Here is a 19,993-nt window from a genome sequence, read left to right on the forward strand (position 1 = left end):
AAGCGTTTCCGTATGGGGGAGCTGAAAGGCTGGCCGGCGCTGGATGCCAATTTGATTCTGATCATCGAGGTGATCTTAATGTTCGCCATTCTTACCATGAATGCCACGGATCAGATTTTAGCAGAGCGCGGAGTAGAAAAATACGTGCTGCTGGATGGGCTGTTTTTTAGTGGCTTGATTCAGCCGCTCTTCGTGGGGATGTCTGACAGTGCCCTTATCTTTACCGAGCGTTTTGCCTGGTGGTTCCACATCGTCGGTATTCTCGGTTTCGCCATCTATGTGACGTACTCGAAACACCTGCACATCTTCTTGGCATTCCCGAACACCTGGTACTCGAACTTGAAGCCCAAAGGAGAAATCGGTAACATGCCAGAAGTAACCAATGAGGTAAATATGATGCTGGGTATTCAGCCGGAGGGAGGTGCCAGCGAGGCTGCTCCAGCGGAGATTGGGCGCTTTGGCGCCAAAGATATCAATGACCTTTCTTGGGTAAATGTTATGAACGCCTACAGCTGCACGGAATGCGGGCGCTGTACGGCAGAGTGCCCGGCGAACCTAACAGGGAAGAAGCTTTCGCCACGTAAGATCATGATGGATGTTCGGGACCGTGCCGAAGAGGTAGGCAAGAGTATCGATGCGGGTGGAAAAGGACTCGAGGACGGCAAGTCCCTACTGGGAGATTACATCACAAAAGAAGAGATCAATGCGTGTACCACTTGCAACGCGTGCACGGAAGCTTGTCCGGTAAATATCGATCCCTTATCGATTATACTTCAGCTGCGGCGCTATGTGGCCATGGAGGAGTCTGGCACCCCTGCGCAGTGGAATGCGGTTTTCCAAAATATGGAAACCTCCTTTTCACCGTGGAAATTCGCCCCTACAGATCGATTTAACTGGGCGGAGAAGGTGAAGGAAGAACAAATGGAAAAATAAGTAAGACATAAGCTCGAATAAGATGACAACATATAAAGTACCTACAATGGCTGAGAATGGCCGCGAATGGTCAAGAACCGGAAGTGCTCTTTTGGGTAGGCTGTGCGGGATCTTTCGATGATCGCTACAAAGCTGTAACCCAGGCCTTCGTGAAAATTTTAAATAAGGTAGGGGTAAATTTCGCTGTCCTCGGGAATGAGGAGACCTGTACAGGAGATCCTGCACGCCGTGCTGGCAACGAATTTCTCTTTCAGATGCAGGCAGTAGCGAATATCCAAGTTTTAAATGGCTATAATATTAAAAAGGTCGTGACGGCTTGCCCGCACTGCTTTAACACGATTAAAAATGAATATCCCGAGCTCGGCGGGAATTATGAGGTCATCCATCACTCGCAGTTTTTACAGCAGCTGATTCAGGAAGGCCGTGTCGTACTGAAGGGCGGTGGCAGTTTTAAGGGTAAAAAAATCACTTTTCATGATAGCTGTTACCTCGGACGCGCGAATGATGTCTATGAAGCACCTCGTGAAGTGATAAAGGCGCTGGATGTAGAGCTGGTAGAGATGAAGCGCTGCCGCACGAAAGGCTCTGCTGTGGTGCGGGCGGTGCCCAAATGTTTAAGGAGCCGGAGCCGGGTAATAAAGACATTAACGTCGAGCGGACTGAGGAAGCATTGCAGACGGGTGCTTCTGCAGTGGCAGTGGGTTGTCCGTTTTGTTTGACGATGATGACGGATGGCATTAAAAATAAAGAAAAGGAAGACTCCGTGCAGGTGTACGATCTAGCTGAAATGGTAGCTAAAGACATGGGGATATAATTTCCAGCCCCTTACCAGAGCAAGTAAACAGGTCACCACGTGACCTGTTTTTTTTGCCTTCATGAGCTAGGAACGAAGTGTTCGACTCTTCTTGGCTGATAATGAGTCTTTTATGTGGGATTTTGGGGCTACATGATTTTTTTAATCTACTGAATATCAGATTGTTGTGATAAATAATGGAATTTTTTTTATCAAAGTATTGTTTCGTTCTTTTTTTTTTTAGTTTGGTGACATAATTATTTGGCCAATGATTATAACTCTTACATTATCTTATCTATTTAACACTAAAATTATGAGAAAATAATCTTTATTTTGAGGGGGTGATTTTCTGTTTGGTTGCAAATGCGTCACCCTATGCACGGCACAAGGTGAAAGTGGTATGACTCAACTCTTACTTTCTTACAAGGAATTTCGAGTAAACTGTCCTATTACCCGTACAATACTATTTATCTTATGAAAAAAATCACATTTACCGCAGCGCTTTGCCTGATTCTTTCCTTAGTGCAGGCACAGCAGACTTTACAGGTTACTTATATGACGGGAGCTCCTCATTTAAATGACCAAGATGAGATATTTCTCTTTATCTCCGATAACCTATCTGAGTTCTTTTTTCCGATAGAAGCGCGAACTTGGGTGACACCCCAAGGATTTCAGGCTGAAAGGTACCATTTCTACTACTCTATGTTTTTTAAAGAGGACGGTTCGCGTCATGTCGTCAGAACATTAGAGGATGGCACGCGCCTTAATGCTACTTATACCCCCAAACCCATGCCTTGGCAATTAACAAACGAAACAAAGGAAATCCTTGGTTATACGTGTCAAAAGGCCGTTTTACCAAAAGAACATGGATTTGCTGATCATCAGATGGGAGATGTTATAGCATGGTTCACACCGGGAATTGAAGCGCAGCTTGGTCCTAATAAATATACGGGTTTACCTGGTTTAATTTTACAAATTACCTATACCGAATGGACTGGCCATGGTGCTATAGCTACTAAAATCAAACAGGTGGACCGAGAGATCAGCTTACCTGAGGACATGGGTTTTACTGTTTAGGAAGAAGCTATTTGGAAAGACTGGAGCAGGAGAGCAATTAGACAGTTGAAGAAAAGTGCAAAAGCCCTCTAGTCAGCGAGGTTCCCGGTGTAGTTAACTTACTTTAGGATGAGAAGACACTGAGTCCGTATTTAGTCTTTCGTAGGACGGGAAAAACGTTGAAGCCCTTTTCCCTTGCTTTGCCGGTAGGCAGGAAAATCCTCCCAGGAAAAATGCTGCCGATTACCGGGGTTTGTAGGACTGCGCACTACCGTTAGGGGGGCAGCACCTGAGAAGCGAAAACGGATAGGGGGCTGCTGCGCAAAGAGCAGTTCGGCACGAATCGTGAGCTGCTCACTCTGTGGGGTATAGTTTACTTCTACCTCGCCACCGATAGCTTCTATGAATTGTTCGAAATTTCCTGTTTCCTCATCTAAAAAGAAACCGATCTCGGCGAATTCAAAGAATCGATCAGGCCCAAAAGGTCCGACTTCGGAGATAGGGGTAAAGGTGTATAGGCCGTTTTCAAAATTTTCCGCCCGCACCAGTAGCTCAATCAGTACCGCAGAGGCACCAAAGGGCAAGGTGAAGTTTACATCATTTAGATCTTCGTTATCGGGTGCTATGAGGGCCTGATCGCTAAGTACAAAGTCCATGGAGTAGAAGTTGAAAAATGAGCCGTAATCGAAAGCGCGTGCATGCTGAATACGAAAGTTCGTGCTATCGTTCAGAAAAACGACCTCCTCATCTCGCCCAGCGGCAGGGCTTTCCTCATCCCGATTACAGGCTGTCCCTAAAGATAGGAAAAGGAGTGCGACGCCCAGTAGACTCAGGCGTAGCCAAGTAGAAAAAGAAGGAAATAAGGTCATAGCAACAGTTTTTCGGAGGATCCTGCACCCATCGTACATTCTCCACACGATATAAACGATTTTTCCTCGCTTTTCGCTATCATTTCTCGTATATTTCTCAGCTTAAGGAGATAAAAAATATTTTTTCGCCTTTCGGGAGCCAAAAGCTGCGGAAGAAAGTTATCCTTTTGGAAGGAAAATATCCTTCCCGTATATTCGTTTATTAAAGTCGTACATAACATGTTTATTCCATTTGATACCCTTTCTGATGAAGCCCGTGTTTGGGTGTATGAAGCCTCTAGGCCTTTTGCTCCGGAGGAGCAAAGTGCAATCGAAGAGCGCCTCCATGCTTTCTGCCAGAACTGGAACACACATGGAACGCTATGCCCACCAGTTTTCAGGTGCGCTATGGGCAGGTGATTCTCTTAGCGGCGGAAGAAAAAGCCGGACAGGTGAGCGGCTGCTCCATCGATAGTTCTGTGGCGGTGCTGCGGGAAATCGAGGCGCGCTTCGGTCTAGACCTCCTAAACAAAGGAAAGGTCAGCTACGTTAAATCCGAAAAAGAAGTGGAGGTGCTGCCTTTGGCGGCGATAAAAGAAGCTGTGGCTCAGGAGCGTATTCAGAAAGATTCTTTCATCCTGAACCCGACGGTGACGCATAAGCGAGAGCTCGAGCAGTCCTGGTTACAGCCAGCTGCGGAAAGCTGGCTCAAGCGATATTTTCCAAATTAAACCTTGTAACAGCGTGTATTTAGAAGGGCATATGAAACCTTATACTGTAATTTTAGCGCGGATGGCGCTGCTTGTTCTCTTGGTGGGTGGCCTAGGCTGTGGTTCGCTGCAGCAGAAAGCCGACAAATATTATACGTCCGGAGAGTATCAGTATGCGATCGATGCGTATAGTAAGGTGCTCGAAACGAATCCAGAGGATAAGGATGCGAACCTTAAGGTGGCGGAGGCATACCGGCTTTCGAACCGCATCGAAAAGGCTGTGCCTTACTATGAGAAGCTCATCGAGCAGGAGGAGACCTTCGAAAACTATTACAGATACGGACAGGGCTTGCAGGCCCTAGGGCGGCGTGATGAAGCGATAGAGGCCTTCGAGAAGGCAAAATCCATGACACTGAATGATAATAATATCAAAGCAGCCACGGAGCGAATCACGAATTTAAAGGCTGTGGCGGCGATCACCAATTACTGGGAGTTCGTGGAAATCGAAAATTTCGAAGCCTTAAACACGGCGGGACCTGACTATGCGCCATTAGTGAGCGAGGGGCATTTTTACTTCACCAGTTCGCGGCAGTCATCCTCGATTTATCCTGCTGTAGGAAGGCCTTACACGAAATTATTTCGCGCACGTGCAGAAGGGTTACGAGTAGATGTCAATAATATTCAAGCGCTTCCAGAGTTTCGTAACGAAGAGGGACTTGATCAGGCGAGTATCGCGATTAGCCCAGATGGAAACACCATTATTTATGCGCGCGCGAACAGCACGTCTTCGAAGGACTTGCCCGAGACGGCGCTCTTTGCTTCCTACTTTAGAGGTGGAGGTTTCACACAGCCGATTTGGATGCCAGTAAACGAAGATGAGTTTGGTGGAACAGCACGCCGGCATTTAGTCCGGATGGTAATACGCTTTATTTTGCTTCGAACCGGCCTGGGGGCTATGGGGGCATTGACTTGTACAAGGCGACGCGACTGGCCAATGGCGATTTCGGAAATGCCGTGAACTTAGGGCCGGAGATTAATACCAGCGGTAATGAGTTGTTTCCAAGAATTAGTCCGGATGGCAAAATCTATTTCTCCTCGGATGGACATCCTGGTTTTGGGAAGTTAGATCTTTTTGTGGCGGAGCAAAAGAGGAGGGCGGCTGGATGGTCAAAAACTTAGGGGAGAATATGAACTCCTCGGCAGATGATTTTGCCTTGTTTTTTACCAAGTATCCCACGGAAGGGTTCTTTTCTTCGGATCGCGAGGGAGGAAAAGGAGATGATGATATATACATCTTCCGAGACAATACACCGACTCCGAAGGTGATTAATGTTCGTCTAAATGTGGCGACGAAAGAAAGGCTGCCGGATGGTACGGAACAGGTCTTGCCGAATACGAGGGTGGTACTTTATGGTCCGGATAACAAAATGGAAGACGGAGATTTCAGCTCTGAGAGAGGAACCTTGCGCTTTACGCTGACGCCGGGTGCTGATTTCACACTGATGGCCTCTAAGGGAGGGTATTTCTCGAAGAGTGTACCTTTCAGTACGGTGGGGAAAACGCCTGATCCTGCCACGCTAGTGCAGGATGTGACGACGATTACCTTGGATACGCTGATCGTTCTTGAAAAATTAGAGCTCGACCGTGCGATTGTTTTGGAGAATATCTATTACGATTTAGATCGAGCGGAAATTCGTCCGGATGCGGCGGAAGAATTGGATAAATTGGTACAGATCTTAAAGGATAATCCGGCTATTCGCATCGAGTTGAGCTCCCATACGGATGATCGTGCTTCTGATACCTATAATGATGACTTATCGCAGCGACGTGCAGAGTCTGCGGTGGCCTACATCGCGTCCCAGGGTATCGAGCGCGAGCGTCTAGTGGCGAAGGGTTACGGAAAGCGCCAGCTGCTTATCCAGAACGCACGTACGGAGGAGGAGCATCAGGTCAACAGACGTACCGAGTTTAAGGTGATCGCCATCCAAGAATAGGTAGTGCTTGCTTTTACGCTGCCACCGATGGTGCGTGCAGGATTTTAGAAGGATATCCCCCGGGAACGCGCAGTTTTCGGGGGATATGCATTTTTGGAGCTTGTTCTTTTAGAGCTGCCTGAAAATCCGATCCTCTGGAGCCTTGGGGATTCTTATTTTCTAAAAAGAAGGCAAAAGAAAGGAAAAGAAGAGGGATTTCGATAAAGGAAAGGAAAAGAAAGAAAAAGAAAGGGGATTTCGATAAAAAGAAAGCAAACGAACATCGAAACGAAAGAAAAAGAAAGTTAAAATCCCTAAAACGAAAGCAAACGAACATTGAAACGAAAGAAAAAGAAAGCAAACGAAAGGGGCACAAGGCCCCTTTTTAGGTCGATACGATCTGCTTCCAAGCCCGCGTCATTTCCTTTTTGCCCGGAGGGCCCTTCGGACTTTCTACCTGTAAATGCAGGGCAGACAGGCTCCGCTTAAAGGCTCCCTGTGCGCAGTAAGTGGTCAGCAAGGCTCCATAGTTCATGCTCGCCACTACCTTTTCTAAGACCTCTAAGTCCCAAAGTTCCGGCTGCTTGCTCGGCGCAAAAGCATCATAAAAGACCACATCCGCAGGGTATAGCTGCACCTCCTGGAGGGTGGTTTTTTCTTTTTTCATATTGAAATAGGTGCTCACCACCACTCCCTCATTCCAAGGGGCCCGATGCAGGGCTTCGAAATAAGGGGCATAATGACTGATGCTGGAGTCGATCTGCGCATAATTCAAAGCCGTATAAACGGACTCCTCCAGTGGATAGGGCTCGATCGTGTGGTAAAGAACAGGGACCTTATGCTGCTCCGCCCAGACTAATGCCAGCCAAGCGTTTAGCCCTGTCCCGAAACCTAATTCGAAGATGCGAATCGGATAGGTCTGTGGATTGCGCATGGCCCAGGTTTCTAGACCGTACAACATATACACGTGCACGGATTCCCGGTAGGCACCATGAAAAGAATGGTAGCTTTCCTTCAGCTCTGGCACATATAAAGAGTGCGAGCCGTCCTCAGTTTCGATGATTTTTACGCGCTCCTCTGGGTTTTCCCGTTCTTCCATACCCGATTCAGTTATTTTTATAAATCAATACCGTGCAGTAAGCAGAAATGCCTTCCGATCTACCTACGAAACCCAGGCGCTCGGTGGTCGTGGCCTTAATCGAAATTTGGTCCTCCTCCACCTCCATCACCTCGGCCAGACAGGCCTTCATCGCCGGAATGTGCGGATTCACCTTAAAGGCTTGTAAGCAAATCGTGCTGTCCAGATTACCCAGCGCATAGCCCGCACCGCGAATCAGTTCCATTACACGTTTTAATAAAATTTTACTGTCGATACCCTTATAGGCGGGGTCTTGGTCGGAAAAGTGGTAGCCGATATCCCGCATATTCGCGGCACCTAAAAGCGCATCACAGATCACATGAATCAGCACATCGGCATCGGAGTGCCCCACCGCTCCGAGTGCGTAGTCTAACTTGATCCCACCGAGCCAAAATTCATATCCGGCCTGCAACTGATGCACATCGTAGCCGAAGCCTGTGCGAAACTGGGGTGCATTCATCTTCTATTAAGCGTTTTGTTTTTTATAATATATACTTACCGAGGCGTCCTGGGCCAGCAAGTCCCGACCGTAGCGCGCCACATCTTCCGCCGTCAGCTCCATCTTCCGCTCGTACTCTCGCTGGCTGAACTCTGGATCTCCCATAAAGGTGTTCATCGCCAGCCGCATGGCCCTGTTGATCAGCTGGATTTCTTCATACGTCTGCATGGCTTCCGCTTGGTTTTTGATTTTTTGCAGGTATTCGGGGGCGATTGGCTGCGCCAAAAAGTCGGTGAGACAAGCATCCAGTGCCTGCTCCGCCTCCTCCGCGCTGACTCCATCCTCCATTTTGCCACTGAAAATTAAAAGCCTGGGTCGATGCTGCCCGTCACATAGGCGCTGATCGAAGCGAAATGCTTGCCGTTTTTCACTAGCTGTTGCTCTAGGAGTGAAGATTTGCCGAAGGCCAACATGTCACTCAGCAAGTCCGCTTTTAGGTAGTCTGTGGATCTGCGCTCAGCGATTCGATAGGCCTTATAAAGTGCATCTGTGGGGACGTCTGCAAAAACGGTTTTGGTCTTTTTCCCAGACCAGTTGGCCTCGGGCAGGGGTACCTGCGGCATAAAAGGTGTTTCCGCCTTACGGTCGAACCATTTTTCTGCCAGCCGACGCACCTCTTCCACGGTCACGCCGCCTGCCACCACGAGGACCGCATTATCTGGTCGGTAGTGCATGGCATAAAAGTGCGCCACATCCTCCCGTGTATAGCCCTCGATGTCCGCCACTTGTGCGCCGATCGTGGGCCACTTATAGGCATGCTGTGCATAAGCCTCGTCACGCAGATGGTGCATGGCGTCTCCGTAAGGCTGATTCAAGTAGCGCTGCTTGAACTCCTCGACCACAACCTTGCGCTGCGTTTCGATACTTTTTTCGCCGAGGCTCAAAAAGTACATGCGGTCGGATTCCAGCCAAAAGGCAGTTTCTATATTTGCTGCAGGAAGTGTGATGTAGTAGTTGGTCAGGTCCGGAGAGGTGAAGGCATTACAGGAGCCTCCAGCTCGCTCCACCTCGGTGTCGAAGTTGGGAATGTGCTGGCTGCCGCCAAACATGAGGTGTTCGAAATAGTGCGCCAGTCCGGTTTTTCCGAGGCGCTCGTTACGGGAACCCACCTTATAGAGGAGGTTAACCACGGCGATTTTGCTGCTGTGGTCTTCATGGACAAGCACATCCAGCCCATTTTCTAAGGTGAAACGGTGGTAGTCGATCATGGGGGTAGTTTAAACAAAGCTACTAAATTATTAACAAAAAGAGCCTTTAAAACAACAACAGCCGAGCAGGAAAGTTTCGCGACTTTCTACTCGGCTGTAAACGAGTGGGCTTTTTCCTCCTTAATGGCGAATTTCCTCCGCCTGGTAGCCTACCTGCTTCAGGGTATGGACGATTTTATCGGCATCCGCAGTACCCGAAATGCTGAGGATACGATCTGGATGCTGTAGGTCCACCTCCCAGCGCACCGGAAGGCCATCTAAAGCAGGGCGGATGGCGGCTACACAAGCGCCACACTTGACATTGGTTTTGAATTTTAAGTTGTCCATATCTATTTATTTTAAACGTAAACTATTCATAACGACGGAGACGGAAGACAGGGCCATAGCTGCTCCCGCCAGCATGGGGTTCAGCAGAAAGCCGAAGGCCGGGTATAAGATTCCCGCTGCGATGGGGATGCCGAGACTGTTGTAGATGAAGGCCCAAAACAGGTTTTGGCGGATGATCCGCACACTTTTATTGGTCAGGGCTAAGGTTTTTTCGATCAGCCCCAGGTCCTGGCGCATAAAGGTAACCTCGGCCACTTCCATGGCGATATCTGTCCCAGTGCCCATGGCGATGCTGAGGTCCGCATGGCTGAGGGCCTCACTGTCATTAATGCCATCGCCGATCATGGCCACCTGCGCCCCCTCCTGCTGCAGGGTACGGATGTAGGCTCCTTTTTCTTCGGGGAGTCGCTCTGCGGCTACTTCCTGAATGCCCAGCTGGCGAGCGATGGCTTGCGCTGTTTTTTCTTGGTCCCCCGTGAGGAGATGTAGGCGGTATCCTTTGCGCGATAAGCGCTCCAGGGCCTCGGCGGCACCTGCTTTCAGAGGATCGTGGAGGATCAGTAGGGCGAGCGGCTGCTGTTCGCAGGCCGCAAAAACCACGATATTCCCCTGAGACTGCCTACTTCATCTGCACGTGTCAGCCAGCCCTGAGGAAGTGCCACCGACTGGGAGTGCAGCCACTGCCGCTTGCCGATCAGGTACCTTTTGCCTGCCACTATGCCGGAAATCCCCTGGCCCGTGTGGCTGCGGAAATCCTGCACCTCCGGCGCAGGCTGCTTTACCCTAAGGCCCTCAGCGATAGCCTTTCCGAGTGGATGCTCGCTGAGCTGCTCCAGTGCGTGGAGGGCTATTTTCGTTTCCTGAGTCCAAGCCGGTTCCGCGGGAATGAGCGCCTTTAGGGCAGGCTTGCCAAGGGTGAGCGTTCCGGTTTTATCGAATACAATGTGCCGAATACGGCTTCCTTTTTCTAATGTCTCCGCCTGCTTGATGAGGATGCCCTGCTCGGCGCCTTTGCCCATGGCCGCCATAATGGCTGTCGGGGTGGCCAGGCCTAAGGCACAGGGACAGGCGATGACCCAGACGGTAATCAGGGCCAGCATTCCCCGGAGCCAAGCATCTTCTACGCCGCTAAAGCCCCAGATGAGGAGTGTCAGCAGCCCAATAACTAAAACTACGGGCACGAAAATACCTGAAATGCGGTCCACCAGATGCTGGATGGGGGCTTTGGAAGCCTGCGCCTCGCGGACACGGGCGATGATTTGCGCCAGCGTGGAGCCTGCATCCGTTTTCGTGGCGCGAATGAGCAAGTTGCCACTTTGATTCAGCGTCCCGGCGAAGACCGTCTGTCCGCTTGCCTTCGCTACGGGAAGGGGCTCTCCGGTGAGCATACTCTCCTCCACATAGCTTTCGCCCGAGAGGATTTCACCGTCTAGGGGGATTTTTTCTCCAGGCTTTACCCGAAAAGAGGTGCCGATCGCGACCGCCTCCACAGGCATGAGCTCTAGGCTCCCGTCAGGATGCTGCACCTGCACCTCGCGCGGCTGCAGCTGCATGAGTTGGCGCAGAGCCTCGCTGGTCCCCGCTTTAGCGCGGAGTTCGAGGGTTTTTCCTAGCAGGATAAAAAAAAGGATGACGGCTGCCGCCTCAAAGTACACGTGAGCCTCTAACCCTCTGGATAGCAGCAGGGAGGGGAAAAAGGTGGTGAAGGTACTGTATAGGTATGCGATCCCCGTGCTAAGCGCCACGAGGGTGTCCATGTTGGCCTTGCCGATGCGGGCGAGTTTCCAAGCATGGGTGTAAAACTGGCGCCCGAAGATGAGTAAAATAGGGGTGGTCAGTGCCCACTGCAGGTAATTGCCGTAAGGCAAATCCATAAAAAACATGCCGAGCACGAAAACGGGGGCGGCCAGCAGTCCAGCAAAACGCGTTTTCTGCTTCACGACGGCGTACTGGGCCTGCTGTTCGGAGGCACTATCGCTTGGGCTAGGGGTCTCGGCGAGGAGTTCATAGCCACTCTTGCGGACGGTTTCCTGGAGGCGTGCGATGTCGGTGGCAGATTCGTCCCACTCCAGCAGGGCACTATGATTAGCAAAATTCACGCGCACCGCCTTCACGCCAGGGGCTTTTTCGAGCGTCTGTTCCACGGCCACAGCGCAGGCGGCACAACTGAGACCAGCTACGGGAAGTTCTTTTTTCATGGTTTGCGACTTTATGCTTACAAAGGTACGACTTGGCGGGGGAGCAGCTTTATACTATTTTTGAAGTGTTTTATACGGGAACAGCACCTGTCCTGTAAAAATGCCCTTGTTAGAACTTTCCACCTATGTGGCAGGTTCCTATTCATGTAGCTACATAGAATCGCATCGCTTATGCAAAAGTCGACGGTGGACCCCGCCTGTACCGGACAGTTTTCCCCCTTGTTCCTCGCCTACCTCGGGAGGCAGCCTGAGTTGGATACTTTTTATGGTGAATTCCCTGATTTACAGGGTTTTGAAAACCAGCTCGCCCACAAGAGCGCCTTTTCCCAAACTTCTCGCGAGCTTCTCGCTGACAGGATGCGGGCGCGTTATGCGGATTTTGGGCTCTTAGACCCCGAGCGTGAGGCGGCCCTGGAGCAGCTGCGGGATCCTCGCACCTTTACGGTCACGACAGGGCATCAGCTCAACCTGTTTACGGGTCCGCTTTATTTTATCTATAAGATTGTCAGTACCGTGCAGCTGGCCCGACGGCTTCAAAAGGCGTTTCCTCAGCATCGGTTTTTACCGCTGTACTGGATGGCTTCTGAGGACCATGATTTCGATGAGGTTAATTTCTTCAAGCTGGACGGAAAGGCGTATCGCTGGGAGACGGAGCAGGCGGGGCCTGTGGGTCGCTTTCATTTAGACGCTAGTTTTCAGGAGTACCTCCAGCAGCTGCCTTTTTTACATGCGGATTTTCGCGAAACTTATACGCAGAGTAAGACCTTAGGGGAGGCGGTTTTCCGTTCGGTTCATCGCTTGTTCGCGGAGGATGGCTTATTGATTTTGGATGCAGATGATGCGGCGTTGAAGGCCAGTTTTCAGCCGGTTTTCGAGCAGGACTTGTTTTCGGATCGCTTGGTGGATGCGGCGCGTTCCCAGACGGAGGCGCTGGAGCACTTAGGGTTTGGGGGTCAAATTTATCCACGCCCGATTAACTCCTTTTACATGCGGGATGGCCTACGTGCGCGGCTGGAGGCAGATGAGGAAAGGCAGTCCTTTCAGGTGGTAGGCACGACCATTCGCTTTTCGCGCACAGCCCTAGCGGAGGAATTAGCGGCACACCCAGAGCGATTTAGCCCGAATGTGGTGCTGCGTCCACTGTATCAGGAATGGATTCTTCCGAATATCGCCTACTTGGGTGGTCCAGCTGAGGTAGTATATTGGTTGCAGTTGAAGGCCGTTTTCGAGCAGGTGGGCTGTCCCTTTCCTATCGTGATGCCTCGGAATTTTGCTTTGGTGCTGGATGTTCCCGCGGCTCGGCAGTGGTCCGGTTTGGGAGAACCTTGGGAGGCACTCTTTAAGCCTTTTGCGCTTTGGAAAAAGGATTTTGTGGCGGCGAATAGTCCCCATGATTTCTCTTTGCGCGAAGCGCAAAGCCAACTCGATGCGGCGCTGGACGCTGTGGGGCAACTGGCAGGGGCGATCGATAAGACCTTAGTGCCTGCTTCAGAAGCGCTTCGGAAGCGGATGCGTGGGCAGTTAGCGCACATGGGGGATAAATTACGTAAGGCCGCTGAGCGGGATATGTCGGTGCAGCTGAAGCGGATGGAGGCGGTGCGGGCGCATGCTTTCCCGGGGGGCAGTCCGCAGGAGCGTGTACAGAATATGCAAGGGTTTTATCTAGGAAATGCCCAATTTATTCGGGAATTGTACGCCCATTTTGACCCTTTAGACTTTTCATTTATTATCCTTTGTCCGGATGTGTCCTGAGGTTGAAAGCAAGCAGGCGCTTCGTGCGCGCTATCGGGCACTTCGGCGGGGCTTATCGGCGGAGTGGAGAGCAGTCGCGGACAATCGTCTTTGCACCGCTGTTTTGGACTACGTCCAAAGTCTGGGCATTCGGCATGTGCATGTGTTTTTACCGATTAGTCGGCTTCAGGAGGTTCATACCTTTCCTCTGGTAGCGGATCTGTTAGCGGCTGGTTGTCAGGTGTATACTTCGCGCATGAAGGGGGAGGAAGTGCACACGGTGCAGGTAGACGATTTAGAAGCATTAGAGCGGGATGCTTGGGGAATTCCGGTGCCTCCTGAGCGCAGTGGACCTGTTTCTGAGGAGCTAATAGAGCTGGTAGTTGTCCCTCTTTTAGCGTATAATGCTCGTGGCTTTCGTGTGGGCTATGGCAAAGGGGTCTATGATCGGCTCCTTCGGCGCTGTCGGTCAGGGGTTTATGCGGTCGGATTGAGTTATTTTCCTGAGCCGGAAATTTTCGAGGAAGAGGCCCATGATGTGGCATTGACGGCACTCTGTGCGGTGAATTCCAGTGGAGACCAAGTGATTTGGCATCATTTTTAGGGAAGTATTTGTTCTGTCTGTTAAAAAAAGTTTTACGATAAACGATAGCAAACGATGTATAAGCGATTTTTACTTGTGCTGGCTGTTTTTGGCCTTTTAAGAGTGGGGCAAGTGTCTGCTCAGGATTATTCTACCGCTGCGGGTCTACGCCTAGGGGGTGGGAATGGGTTGACAGTCAAGCATTTTGTGAGTCAGGATGCGGCGATTGAGGCTTGTTATATAGCCGATGGGGGGCTTGTTACTGACGGGGCTTTATGAGATCCATAATCCTATAGGGGGGGCTCCGGGTTTGCGTTGGTTTTACGGCGGTGGTGCCCATTTAGGGACATGGAATTCTCGTTCTCGGCCACGGTGGGCGCGAGATGATCGGAGTTACACGATATTTGGTTTGGATTTGATTATCGGATTGGATTACAAGTTTGATAATGCTCCGATTAACCTGAGTATTGACTGGAAGCCGGCCTTTGCGATAGCGGGCTATCAGGGCTGGCGAGGAGATGAGTTGGCGCTTTCCTTGCGTTTTACTTTTTAGATATCTTCAAAACAAGATAGTATGAGCGGCACTGAGTAGGTGTCGCTTTTTTTGTGAGGGGTGTAGGGGTTTACATGCACTAGCGCGCATGTTTTATGGATTTGGTATCTAGTAGGCCTTTGTGTTATGGTACTGGTAGTTTTTATTGCGGTTATTTGTGTTTTAAGAAATGTCAGGCTGTGTGGCTCGCGTTGTTAAATTTTTTTAACATTTACACAAAATTTTTTGTAATGACTTATGTGTTACTTTTTATTCTGTTTAGACCTGTTTTCTTTTGAGTTTTTCGAGCAAATTAGTTAGTTCATCTGGCTCAAGCAAAATATCCTTTTGTTTTAATCTATTAGGTTAGTTGGATATATGTGTATATACATTAATCTTAAAAGTTGTATTATAGAAGAATTGTTTAGTCAGATATGGAGGTAGAATGCCTACAAGTTTAACGATAAGCGAAAAATGGGCTAAAACGTGTCCAATAGGTTGAATGTTTGTTGATTTTGAAAAAAGGAGAAAATAAATTTCCTTTACATATCAACTAAACTAAATACCTTATGAGAAAAGCTTTACTCTTTGTAGTGGCGCTTTTCACGCTGGCATCGCTGTGTCAACGTGTTTACGCGCAACAACGGGTAATTACCGGACAGGTAATTTCTGACGAGGACGGCCTGGGTTTACCTGGGGCATCCGTTCTAGTGAAGGGTACGACGGTGGGTACTACCACTGATTTAGATGGGAAGTATTCTCTATCTGTACCTGATGGTTCTAACACCTTAATTTTTTCCTTTATAGGCCTTAAATCGGTTGAGGAAAATATAGGCAATAGATCAACGATCAATGTTACGCTTTCTACTGATGCTGCGCAACTTTCCGAAGTGGTGGTAACGGCGATCGGTATTCAGCGGGAGAAAAAAGCGCTGGGTTATGCTGTGACTACGGTGGGAGATGAGCTGATCCAGAACCGTCCAGAGGCGGATGTTTCGCGCGTTTTACAAGGCAAGGTAGCGGGTGTTAACATCACGGCTACGAACGGGATGTCTGGTTCGGGTACAAATATCGTAATTCGTGGTTATTCTTCTGCGACTGGTTCTAACCAGCCTTTATTCGTAGTGGATGGTGTTCCATTTAATACGGGAACAAATGCTCAGACCGAATTTAATCGTGGAGGCGCCACTACTTCCTCGCGTTTTTTAGATATCGATCCGAATAACATCGAAAATGTTAATGTGTTAAAAGGGCTTTCTGCCACGGTTCTTTATGGGGATCAGGGTAGAAATGGGGTGATTTTAATTACCACGAAGTCAGGAGCGTCTAAGCGCAGACCGGCGGAGGTGACTGTAAACCAGTCTGTTTTTACGAATACGGCAGCTTCTTTACCTACTTTCGGTCAGATTTACGGTAATGGATTCCAGCAGCAGCCAGGATTTTTCTTTTCTAATTTCGGTCCACGTATGGACATGGGGCTTACGATTAATCATCCTATCGGTGCTTCAGGTGTAGCTGCTATTCGGAATGCTTTTCCGGAGTTCAGAGATCCTTCATTAGTAAGTCCTACGAACCCTCACGGAGCCATTCCTTATGATTTCCGCGCTTATGAAGATGTAAGTACAGCCTTCTTTAGAACGGGCTTGGTGTCGAACACTTCGGTTCAGTTATCAGGGTCTTCCGATCGAACAGGCTTTAATGCATCTTTCGGATATACTTCGGATGAAGGCTTTACGCCTGGTAACCAGTTAAATAAATTTAATTTTGGTTTAGGGGTAAACTCAGCGATTACGGATAAATTCACGGTTAACTCCTCTTTCACGTTTAACCGTACCGATTTAGAGTCTCCTCCCGTTAACGCTGCTTTTGGTTCTGGTCCATCGGGTGGGGTGCCGTCTATTTTCGCTAACGTGCTTTACACGCCGCGTTCTGTTGATTTAGCAGGCTTGCCTTTTGAGAATCCTGTGGATGGAAGTTCTGTTTATTTCCGATCTGGGAATGATATTGTAAACCCACGCTGGGCTGCCAAGAATTTCCGAAATACATCTGTTGTTAACCGTTTCTTTAATTCGACGTCATTAAACTATGATATTTCGGATGATTTTTCCGTGACCTATCGACTGGGTTTAGATACCTACACGGAGGAGCAGGAAGCGATGTACAATCGTGGTGGTGGTACGGGGGTAGATTTGATTACTCGTCAAGGTTATTATCGTTCTGTTTCGATTACCAATACGATTTGGAACCAAGATTTAATCATCAACTGGAACAAGCGTATTTCTGATAAAGTAGGGCTAAGCGCCTTGATTGGAGGTAACACGCGTTACGATAGCTATTCTCAGTTCGGCCTAGCTTCTAATAATCAGCTTGCATTCGGACTATTCAGACATTCTAACTTCGAAGTAAATGCCAACATTGATCCTTTGGGTGCGGGTGATCTTAACTTCACGCAAGAAGAGCGTAGAATGGGGGTTTATGCAGCGTTTACTTTGGACTATAATGATTACTTATTCTTAAATATTTCGGCTCGAAACGACTGGACATCTACTGTAGAGCCAGAGAATAGAAGAATTTTATATCCAGGAACTTCTGTTTCTTTTATACCTACAGATGCTTTCGGCTGGAATTCTGCCACGTTAAACTCGATGAAGCTGCGCTTAGGTTACGGAACCTCAGCAGGTTTCCCGAGTCCTTACAGAACGCGTAATATTTTAAATCAGAATGCTCGTGCTTTCGAACGTGATGGTTCTATATTCCAGACGCACACTGTAAACACTGTATTAGGAAATCCAAACTTGAGGCCAGAGCTCCATGAAGAGGTAGAATTTGGTGTGGAAGCAGAGATGTTTAACAACCGTATCCGTTTCGATCTCTCTCTTTATCAGAAGAACACGCGCGACTTAATTACACAGACGCCCATCGATCCAGCAACTGGTTTTACTTCCACTGTGATTAACGTGGGTCGCATTCGAAATAGAGGGGTCGAGTTTCAGGCTACTGCTACGCCAGTTATTCGTCCTTCTGGATTTTCTTGGGAGTCTATCGTGAATTTCGGATTATACCGAACGATCACGATGGATTTAGGAAGTGATTTGGATGAGGTACTTATCGCGGGCTTTACAGATTTAGGAAACTTCGCTATTCCGGGAAGACCATTTAACATTATTAGAGGAACTGGTTTTGCTCGTGATGAGCAGACGGGTCAGCCTATAGTGCTTCCGAATGGTGACTACCAGACTGCGGCAGAGCCTGTGGAATTAGGAGACCCTAACCCAGCGTGGACGGTTCGTGGATTAACACTTTCCGTTATAAAGGATTTAGCCTAAACGTGATGATGGAGTATCGTCATAAAGGAGCGATATTCTCGAACACGGTTACTGCGACCTTAGCGCGTGGTGTGACGAAGGATCCTGTGGTAGATCGTGAGTTAACCTTTATTTTACCAGGTGTTACGCAGGATGGTAGACCGAATGATATTCAGGTTACGGCTTCGAACTATTTCTTCAACCAGTATCACACAGGTGCGGATGAGGCGAATATTTTTGATGGAAGTACTATCCGTTTACGTGAAATTTCATTGGGGTACGATATTCCTCCTTATTTGATCACGAAGACTCCATTTAAGCGTGCTTCAGTTGCGATAAGTGGTACAAACCTTTGGTTTAGAGCGCTTAACTTCCCTCCAAACATGAATTTTGATACGGATGTATTAGGTCTTGGTGTAGGGAACGGTTTAGGATTTGATTTCGTAACCGGTCCTAGTTCCAGAAGATTTGGTGGTACTTTAACCTTAACCTTCTAACTGAAAACGTAGCATTATGAAAAGGAAATTATATAGTATATTCCTGGCGCTCAGTGTACTTTTTGTGAGCTCTTGTGAATTGGATCTTTTGGATGATCCGAATGCTGTGACTGGTGATACAGCGAATCCAAGCTTTGTACTTAATCGAATTCAAACAGATTACGCTGCTTTGTTTAATACGGCAAGCACTTTCGGTATGCGTCTGACGCGTATTATGAGTCAGCCAAATAACTTGTATGAGCAAGCGTATGTTCCTGTTACTTTTAACGGGATTTGGACGAATTCGTACGCGAATATTCTAAATGATATTCAGTTCTTAGAGGAGTTAAATGAGACTACTCCTATTCCGCAGCATTTAGGAATCGCACGCACCATTAAAGCACTTGTTTTGATGCACTTAGTGGATCATTTCGACGAGGTGCCTTTCAGTGAGGCGTTGAACCCAGCTATCTTTAATCCTCTGGTGGATCCAGGAGAGCAGGTATATGCGGCTTCATTAACGGCTATTCAGGAAGCCAGAGACGCTTTTGCGCAGAGCTCTCCTTTTGTGCCTACCGACTTTTTCTACGGTAATAGCCGAGAGAAGTGGTTGAAGCTACTGAACACGCTAGAGGTTAGGTATCATTTGAATCGTAAATTAGTCGATCCTAATGGCGCGCGTTCGGAGATTAATCGTTTGATTGCGACGGGAGAGTTATTAGCAGAGGGAGATGATTTTGTGTTTCGTTACGGGACTTCTCAGACAAACCCAGACTCTCGTCATCCACGCTACAGCCAGTATGGTCAAGGGGGTGGTGACTATCAGTCTACCTGGTACATGTTTCATTTAACAGAAGCGAAAGGCTTTAATGATCCTAGAGCACGTTTTTACATCTACCGTCAGGTGAATGAAAATCCAACTGACCCGGATAAATTACGCTGTATCTCCGAAATCGCCCCTTCACACTATTTAGCAGGAGGCTGGCCGTTTTGCTTGCCTAATATGATAGATGGACGTGGCTACTGGGGACGTGATCACCTTAATGCAGAAGGTATTCCGCCAGATAATTTCGAGCAAAGTGTTTATGGCCTTTATCCAGCAGGTGGGCGATTTGATGATGATTCTGCTTCGCCAGTGGATAGTCCAACTTTAGGAAACGGTGGCGCTGGAATTCAGCCTATTATGCTGTCTTCTTTCCTAGACTTCATGTTAGCAGAGGCTGCACAAACCATCGGCACAACAGGGATCCTAAAATGCTTTTAGAAAGTGCTATTCGTAAGCACATGGCGTATGTACGTAATTTTGGGCTTTCTAGTGCTGAAGGTGGGGTCATTCAAGCCTTCCGTCCGGATGACGTATGGACAGCTAATGTAGAAAACTATGTAAGCTTTGTTTTAGACGAATGGGATGCAGCTCCTTCAGGTCGTAAGATGAATCTAATCGCGAGAGAATACTGGTTATCGCTTTACGGTAATGGCGTAGAGGCTTATAACCTATACAGAAGAACTGGGCAGCCAGACAACATGCAGCCTGGGCTACTTGCGAACTTTGGAGATTTCCCACGTTCATTCTTCTACCCAAATAATTTCATTGTGACGAATAATCGTGCGCAGCAGAAGGATAATCAGCGTCAGCGGGTTTTCTGGGATACGAATCCTGAAGGTAACGATTGGGTTTATTAA

The 19,993-nt window shown here is 48.5% G+C and carries 19 protein-coding genes and 2 pseudogenes; 13 read left to right on the forward strand and 8 right to left on the reverse strand.

Translation table 11 applies throughout. The annotated features are described in order from the left end of the window. The 3 genes and pseudogenes from A3SI_RS15370 to A3SI_RS15380 all read left to right on the forward strand — a co-directional run. Window positions 1-933 (forward strand): 4Fe-4S dicluster domain-containing protein (locus A3SI_RS15370; RefSeq protein ID WP_009057348.1); only part of this gene is annotated, 933 nt, incomplete at its 5' end. A gap of 22 nt (window positions 934-955) precedes the next feature. Next, window positions 956-1,747: pseudogene (locus tag A3SI_RS15375) on the forward strand ((Fe-S)-binding protein). A gap of 453 nt (window positions 1,748-2,200) precedes the next feature. Then, window positions 2,201-2,803 carry a GLPGLI family protein gene (locus A3SI_RS15380; protein WP_009057350.1) on the forward strand — a complete coding sequence of 201 codons (603 nt, stop codon included), beginning with the start codon at window positions 2,201-2,203 and terminating at the stop codon, window positions 2,801-2,803. 131 nt (window positions 2,804-2,934) lie between these two features. Here A3SI_RS15380 and A3SI_RS15385 read toward each other — a convergent pair whose 3' ends face one another. After that, window positions 2,935-3,651 (reverse strand): hypothetical protein, encoded by a 717-nt coding sequence (locus A3SI_RS15385; protein WP_009057351.1) that lies wholly within the window; start codon window positions 3,649-3,651, stop codon window positions 2,935-2,937. A 362-nt stretch (window positions 3,652-4,013) separates the two neighbouring features. On the opposite strand from A3SI_RS15385, the gene A3SI_RS15395 reads away from it, so the two are divergent. Then, on the forward strand, window positions 4,014-4,361 hold the full coding sequence (locus A3SI_RS15395; RefSeq protein ID WP_009057355.1) for a hypothetical protein: 348 nt from the start codon (window positions 4,014-4,016) through the stop codon (window positions 4,359-4,361). Window positions 4,362-4,422: 61 nt separating this feature from the next. Then, a pseudogene (locus A3SI_RS15400) lies at window positions 4,423-6,334 on the forward strand (OmpA family protein). 364 nt (window positions 6,335-6,698) lie between these two features. On the opposite strand, the gene mnmD reads toward A3SI_RS15400, so the two are convergent. The 7 genes from mnmD to A3SI_RS15430 all read right to left on the reverse strand — a co-directional run bounded on the left by mnmD (window position 6,699) and on the right by A3SI_RS15430 (window position 11,683). After that, the gene (mnmD, locus tag A3SI_RS15410) at window positions 6,699-7,412 is read right to left on the reverse strand and encodes a tRNA (5-methylaminomethyl-2-thiouridine)(34)-methyltransferase MnmD (RefSeq protein ID WP_009057358.1); all 714 of its coding nucleotides are present in this window, start codon (window positions 7,410-7,412) and stop codon (window positions 6,699-6,701) included. A gap of 7 nt (window positions 7,413-7,419) precedes the next feature. After that, window positions 7,420-7,911 carry a 2-C-methyl-D-erythritol 2,4-cyclodiphosphate synthase gene (ispF, locus tag A3SI_RS15415; protein WP_009057360.1) on the reverse strand — a complete coding sequence of 164 codons (492 nt, stop codon included), beginning with the start codon at window positions 7,909-7,911 and terminating at the stop codon, window positions 7,420-7,422. Between the two features lie 6 nt (window positions 7,912-7,917). Beyond that, a complete protein-coding gene (locus A3SI_RS23005) occupies window positions 7,918-8,238 on the reverse strand; it encodes a peptidase M16 family protein (RefSeq protein WP_316929236.1) in 321 nt (106 codons plus the stop codon). A 14-nt stretch (window positions 8,239-8,252) separates the two neighbouring features. Then, on the reverse strand, window positions 8,253-9,158 hold the full coding sequence (locus A3SI_RS15420) for a M16 family metallopeptidase (protein WP_316929237.1): 906 nt from the start codon (window positions 9,156-9,158) through the stop codon (window positions 8,253-8,255). A 120-nt stretch (window positions 9,159-9,278) separates the two neighbouring features. Beyond that, window positions 9,279-9,485: a heavy-metal-associated domain-containing protein gene (locus A3SI_RS15425; RefSeq protein WP_009057361.1), complete on the reverse strand. Its 207-nt coding sequence runs from the start codon at window positions 9,483-9,485 to the stop codon at window positions 9,279-9,281. A 6-nt stretch (window positions 9,486-9,491) separates the two neighbouring features. Beyond that, window positions 9,492-10,085, reverse strand: a complete 594-nt coding sequence (locus tag A3SI_RS23010; RefSeq protein ID WP_009057362.1) for an HAD-IC family P-type ATPase — start codon at window positions 10,083-10,085, stop codon at window positions 9,492-9,494. Next, complete coding sequence (locus tag A3SI_RS15430; protein WP_009057363.1) at window positions 10,043-11,683, reverse strand: heavy metal translocating P-type ATPase; 1,641 nt, start codon at window positions 11,681-11,683, stop codon at window positions 10,043-10,045. The genes A3SI_RS23010 and A3SI_RS15430 overlap by 43 nt, the downstream gene beginning before the upstream one ends. A gap of 171 nt (window positions 11,684-11,854) precedes the next feature. Here A3SI_RS15430 and bshC point away from each other — a divergent pair, with 171 nt between their 5' ends. The 8 genes from bshC (at window position 11,855) to A3SI_RS21280 (ending at window position 19,993) form a co-directional block, all read left to right on the forward strand. Further along, window positions 11,855-13,435: a bacillithiol biosynthesis cysteine-adding enzyme BshC gene (gene bshC, locus A3SI_RS15435; RefSeq protein WP_009057364.1), complete on the forward strand. Its 1,581-nt coding sequence runs from the start codon at window positions 11,855-11,857 to the stop codon at window positions 13,433-13,435. Then, the gene (locus A3SI_RS15440) at window positions 13,425-14,018 is read left to right on the forward strand and encodes a 5-formyltetrahydrofolate cyclo-ligase (protein ID WP_009057365.1); all 594 of its coding nucleotides are present in this window, start codon (window positions 13,425-13,427) and stop codon (window positions 14,016-14,018) included. The genes bshC and A3SI_RS15440 overlap by 11 nt, the downstream gene beginning before the upstream one ends. A 54-nt stretch (window positions 14,019-14,072) precedes the next feature. Further along, window positions 14,073-14,276, forward strand: a complete 204-nt coding sequence (locus tag A3SI_RS23015) for a hypothetical protein (protein ID WP_009057366.1) — start codon at window positions 14,073-14,075, stop codon at window positions 14,274-14,276. After that, the gene (locus tag A3SI_RS23020; protein WP_316929238.1) at window positions 14,245-14,550 is read left to right on the forward strand and encodes a hypothetical protein; all 306 of its coding nucleotides are present in this window, start codon (window positions 14,245-14,247) and stop codon (window positions 14,548-14,550) included. The genes A3SI_RS23015 and A3SI_RS23020 overlap by 32 nt, the downstream gene beginning before the upstream one ends. Before the next feature lie 548 nt (window positions 14,551-15,098). Beyond that, window positions 15,099-17,855, forward strand: a complete 2,757-nt coding sequence (locus A3SI_RS15450; RefSeq protein WP_316929239.1) for a SusC/RagA family TonB-linked outer membrane protein — start codon at window positions 15,099-15,101, stop codon at window positions 17,853-17,855. A 5-nt stretch (window positions 17,856-17,860) separates the two neighbouring features. Continuing rightward, window positions 17,861-18,331: a hypothetical protein gene (locus A3SI_RS23025; RefSeq protein WP_316929240.1), complete on the forward strand. Its 471-nt coding sequence runs from the start codon at window positions 17,861-17,863 to the stop codon at window positions 18,329-18,331. Between the two features lie 16 nt (window positions 18,332-18,347). Beyond that, window positions 18,348-19,574, forward strand: coding sequence for a SusD/RagB family nutrient-binding outer membrane lipoprotein (locus A3SI_RS15455; protein WP_238531815.1), 1,227 nt, complete (start codon window positions 18,348-18,350; stop codon window positions 19,572-19,574). Further along, a complete protein-coding gene (locus tag A3SI_RS21280) occupies window positions 19,565-19,993 on the forward strand; it encodes a SusD/RagB family nutrient-binding outer membrane lipoprotein (protein ID WP_238531816.1) in 429 nt (142 codons plus the stop codon). The genes A3SI_RS15455 and A3SI_RS21280 overlap by 10 nt, the downstream gene beginning before the upstream one ends.

It is taken from the genome of Nitritalea halalkaliphila LW7 (assembly GCF_000265075.1).
In the GTDB taxonomy this organism is placed as follows: domain Bacteria; phylum Bacteroidota; class Bacteroidia; order Cytophagales; family Cyclobacteriaceae; genus Nitritalea; species Nitritalea halalkaliphila.

What these genes read in the sequence shown, in the direction of transcription:
- A3SI_RS15380 (WP_009057350.1), top strand. Translation starts at nt 2,201, where the DNA reads ATGAAAAAAATCACATTTACCGCAGCGCTTTGCCTGATTCTTTCCTTA.
- A3SI_RS15385 (WP_009057351.1), bottom strand. Translation starts at nt 3,651, where the DNA reads ATGACCTTATTTCCTTCTTTTTCTACTTGGCTACGCCTGAGTCTACTG.
- A3SI_RS15395 (WP_009057355.1), top strand. Translation starts at nt 4,014, where the DNA reads ATGCCCACCAGTTTTCAGGTGCGCTATGGGCAGGTGATTCTCTTAGCG.
- mnmD (WP_009057358.1), bottom strand. Translation starts at nt 7,412, where the DNA reads ATGGAAGAACGGGAAAACCCAGAGGAGCGCGTAAAAATCATCGAAACT.
- ispF (WP_009057360.1), bottom strand. Translation starts at nt 7,911, where the DNA reads ATGAATGCACCCCAGTTTCGCACAGGCTTCGGCTACGATGTGCATCAG.
- A3SI_RS23005 (WP_316929236.1), bottom strand. Translation starts at nt 8,238, where the DNA reads ATGGAGGATGGAGTCAGCGCGGAGGAGGCGGAGCAGGCACTGGATGCT.
- A3SI_RS15420 (WP_316929237.1), bottom strand. Translation starts at nt 9,158, where the DNA reads ATGATCGACTACCACCGTTTCACCTTAGAAAATGGGCTGGATGTGCTT.
- A3SI_RS15425 (WP_009057361.1), bottom strand. Translation starts at nt 9,485, where the DNA reads ATGGACAACTTAAAATTCAAAACCAATGTCAAGTGTGGCGCTTGTGTA.
- A3SI_RS15430 (WP_009057363.1), bottom strand. Translation starts at nt 11,683, where the DNA reads ATGAAAAAAGAACTTCCCGTAGCTGGTCTCAGTTGTGCCGCCTGCGCT.
- bshC (WP_009057364.1), top strand. Translation starts at nt 11,855, where the DNA reads ATGCAAAAGTCGACGGTGGACCCCGCCTGTACCGGACAGTTTTCCCCC.
- A3SI_RS15440 (WP_009057365.1), top strand. Translation starts at nt 13,425, where the DNA reads ATGTGTCCTGAGGTTGAAAGCAAGCAGGCGCTTCGTGCGCGCTATCGG.
- A3SI_RS23015 (WP_009057366.1), top strand. Translation starts at nt 14,073, where the DNA reads ATGTATAAGCGATTTTTACTTGTGCTGGCTGTTTTTGGCCTTTTAAGA.
- A3SI_RS23020 (WP_316929238.1), top strand. Translation starts at nt 14,245, where the DNA reads ATGGGGGGCTTGTTACTGACGGGGCTTTATGAGATCCATAATCCTATA.
- A3SI_RS15450 (WP_316929239.1), top strand. Translation starts at nt 15,099, where the DNA reads ATGAGAAAAGCTTTACTCTTTGTAGTGGCGCTTTTCACGCTGGCATCG.
- A3SI_RS23025 (WP_316929240.1), top strand. Translation starts at nt 17,861, where the DNA reads ATGATGGAGTATCGTCATAAAGGAGCGATATTCTCGAACACGGTTACT.
- A3SI_RS15455 (WP_238531815.1), top strand. Translation starts at nt 18,348, where the DNA reads ATGAAAAGGAAATTATATAGTATATTCCTGGCGCTCAGTGTACTTTTT.
- A3SI_RS21280 (WP_238531816.1), top strand. Translation starts at nt 19,565, where the DNA reads ATGCTTTTAGAAAGTGCTATTCGTAAGCACATGGCGTATGTACGTAAT.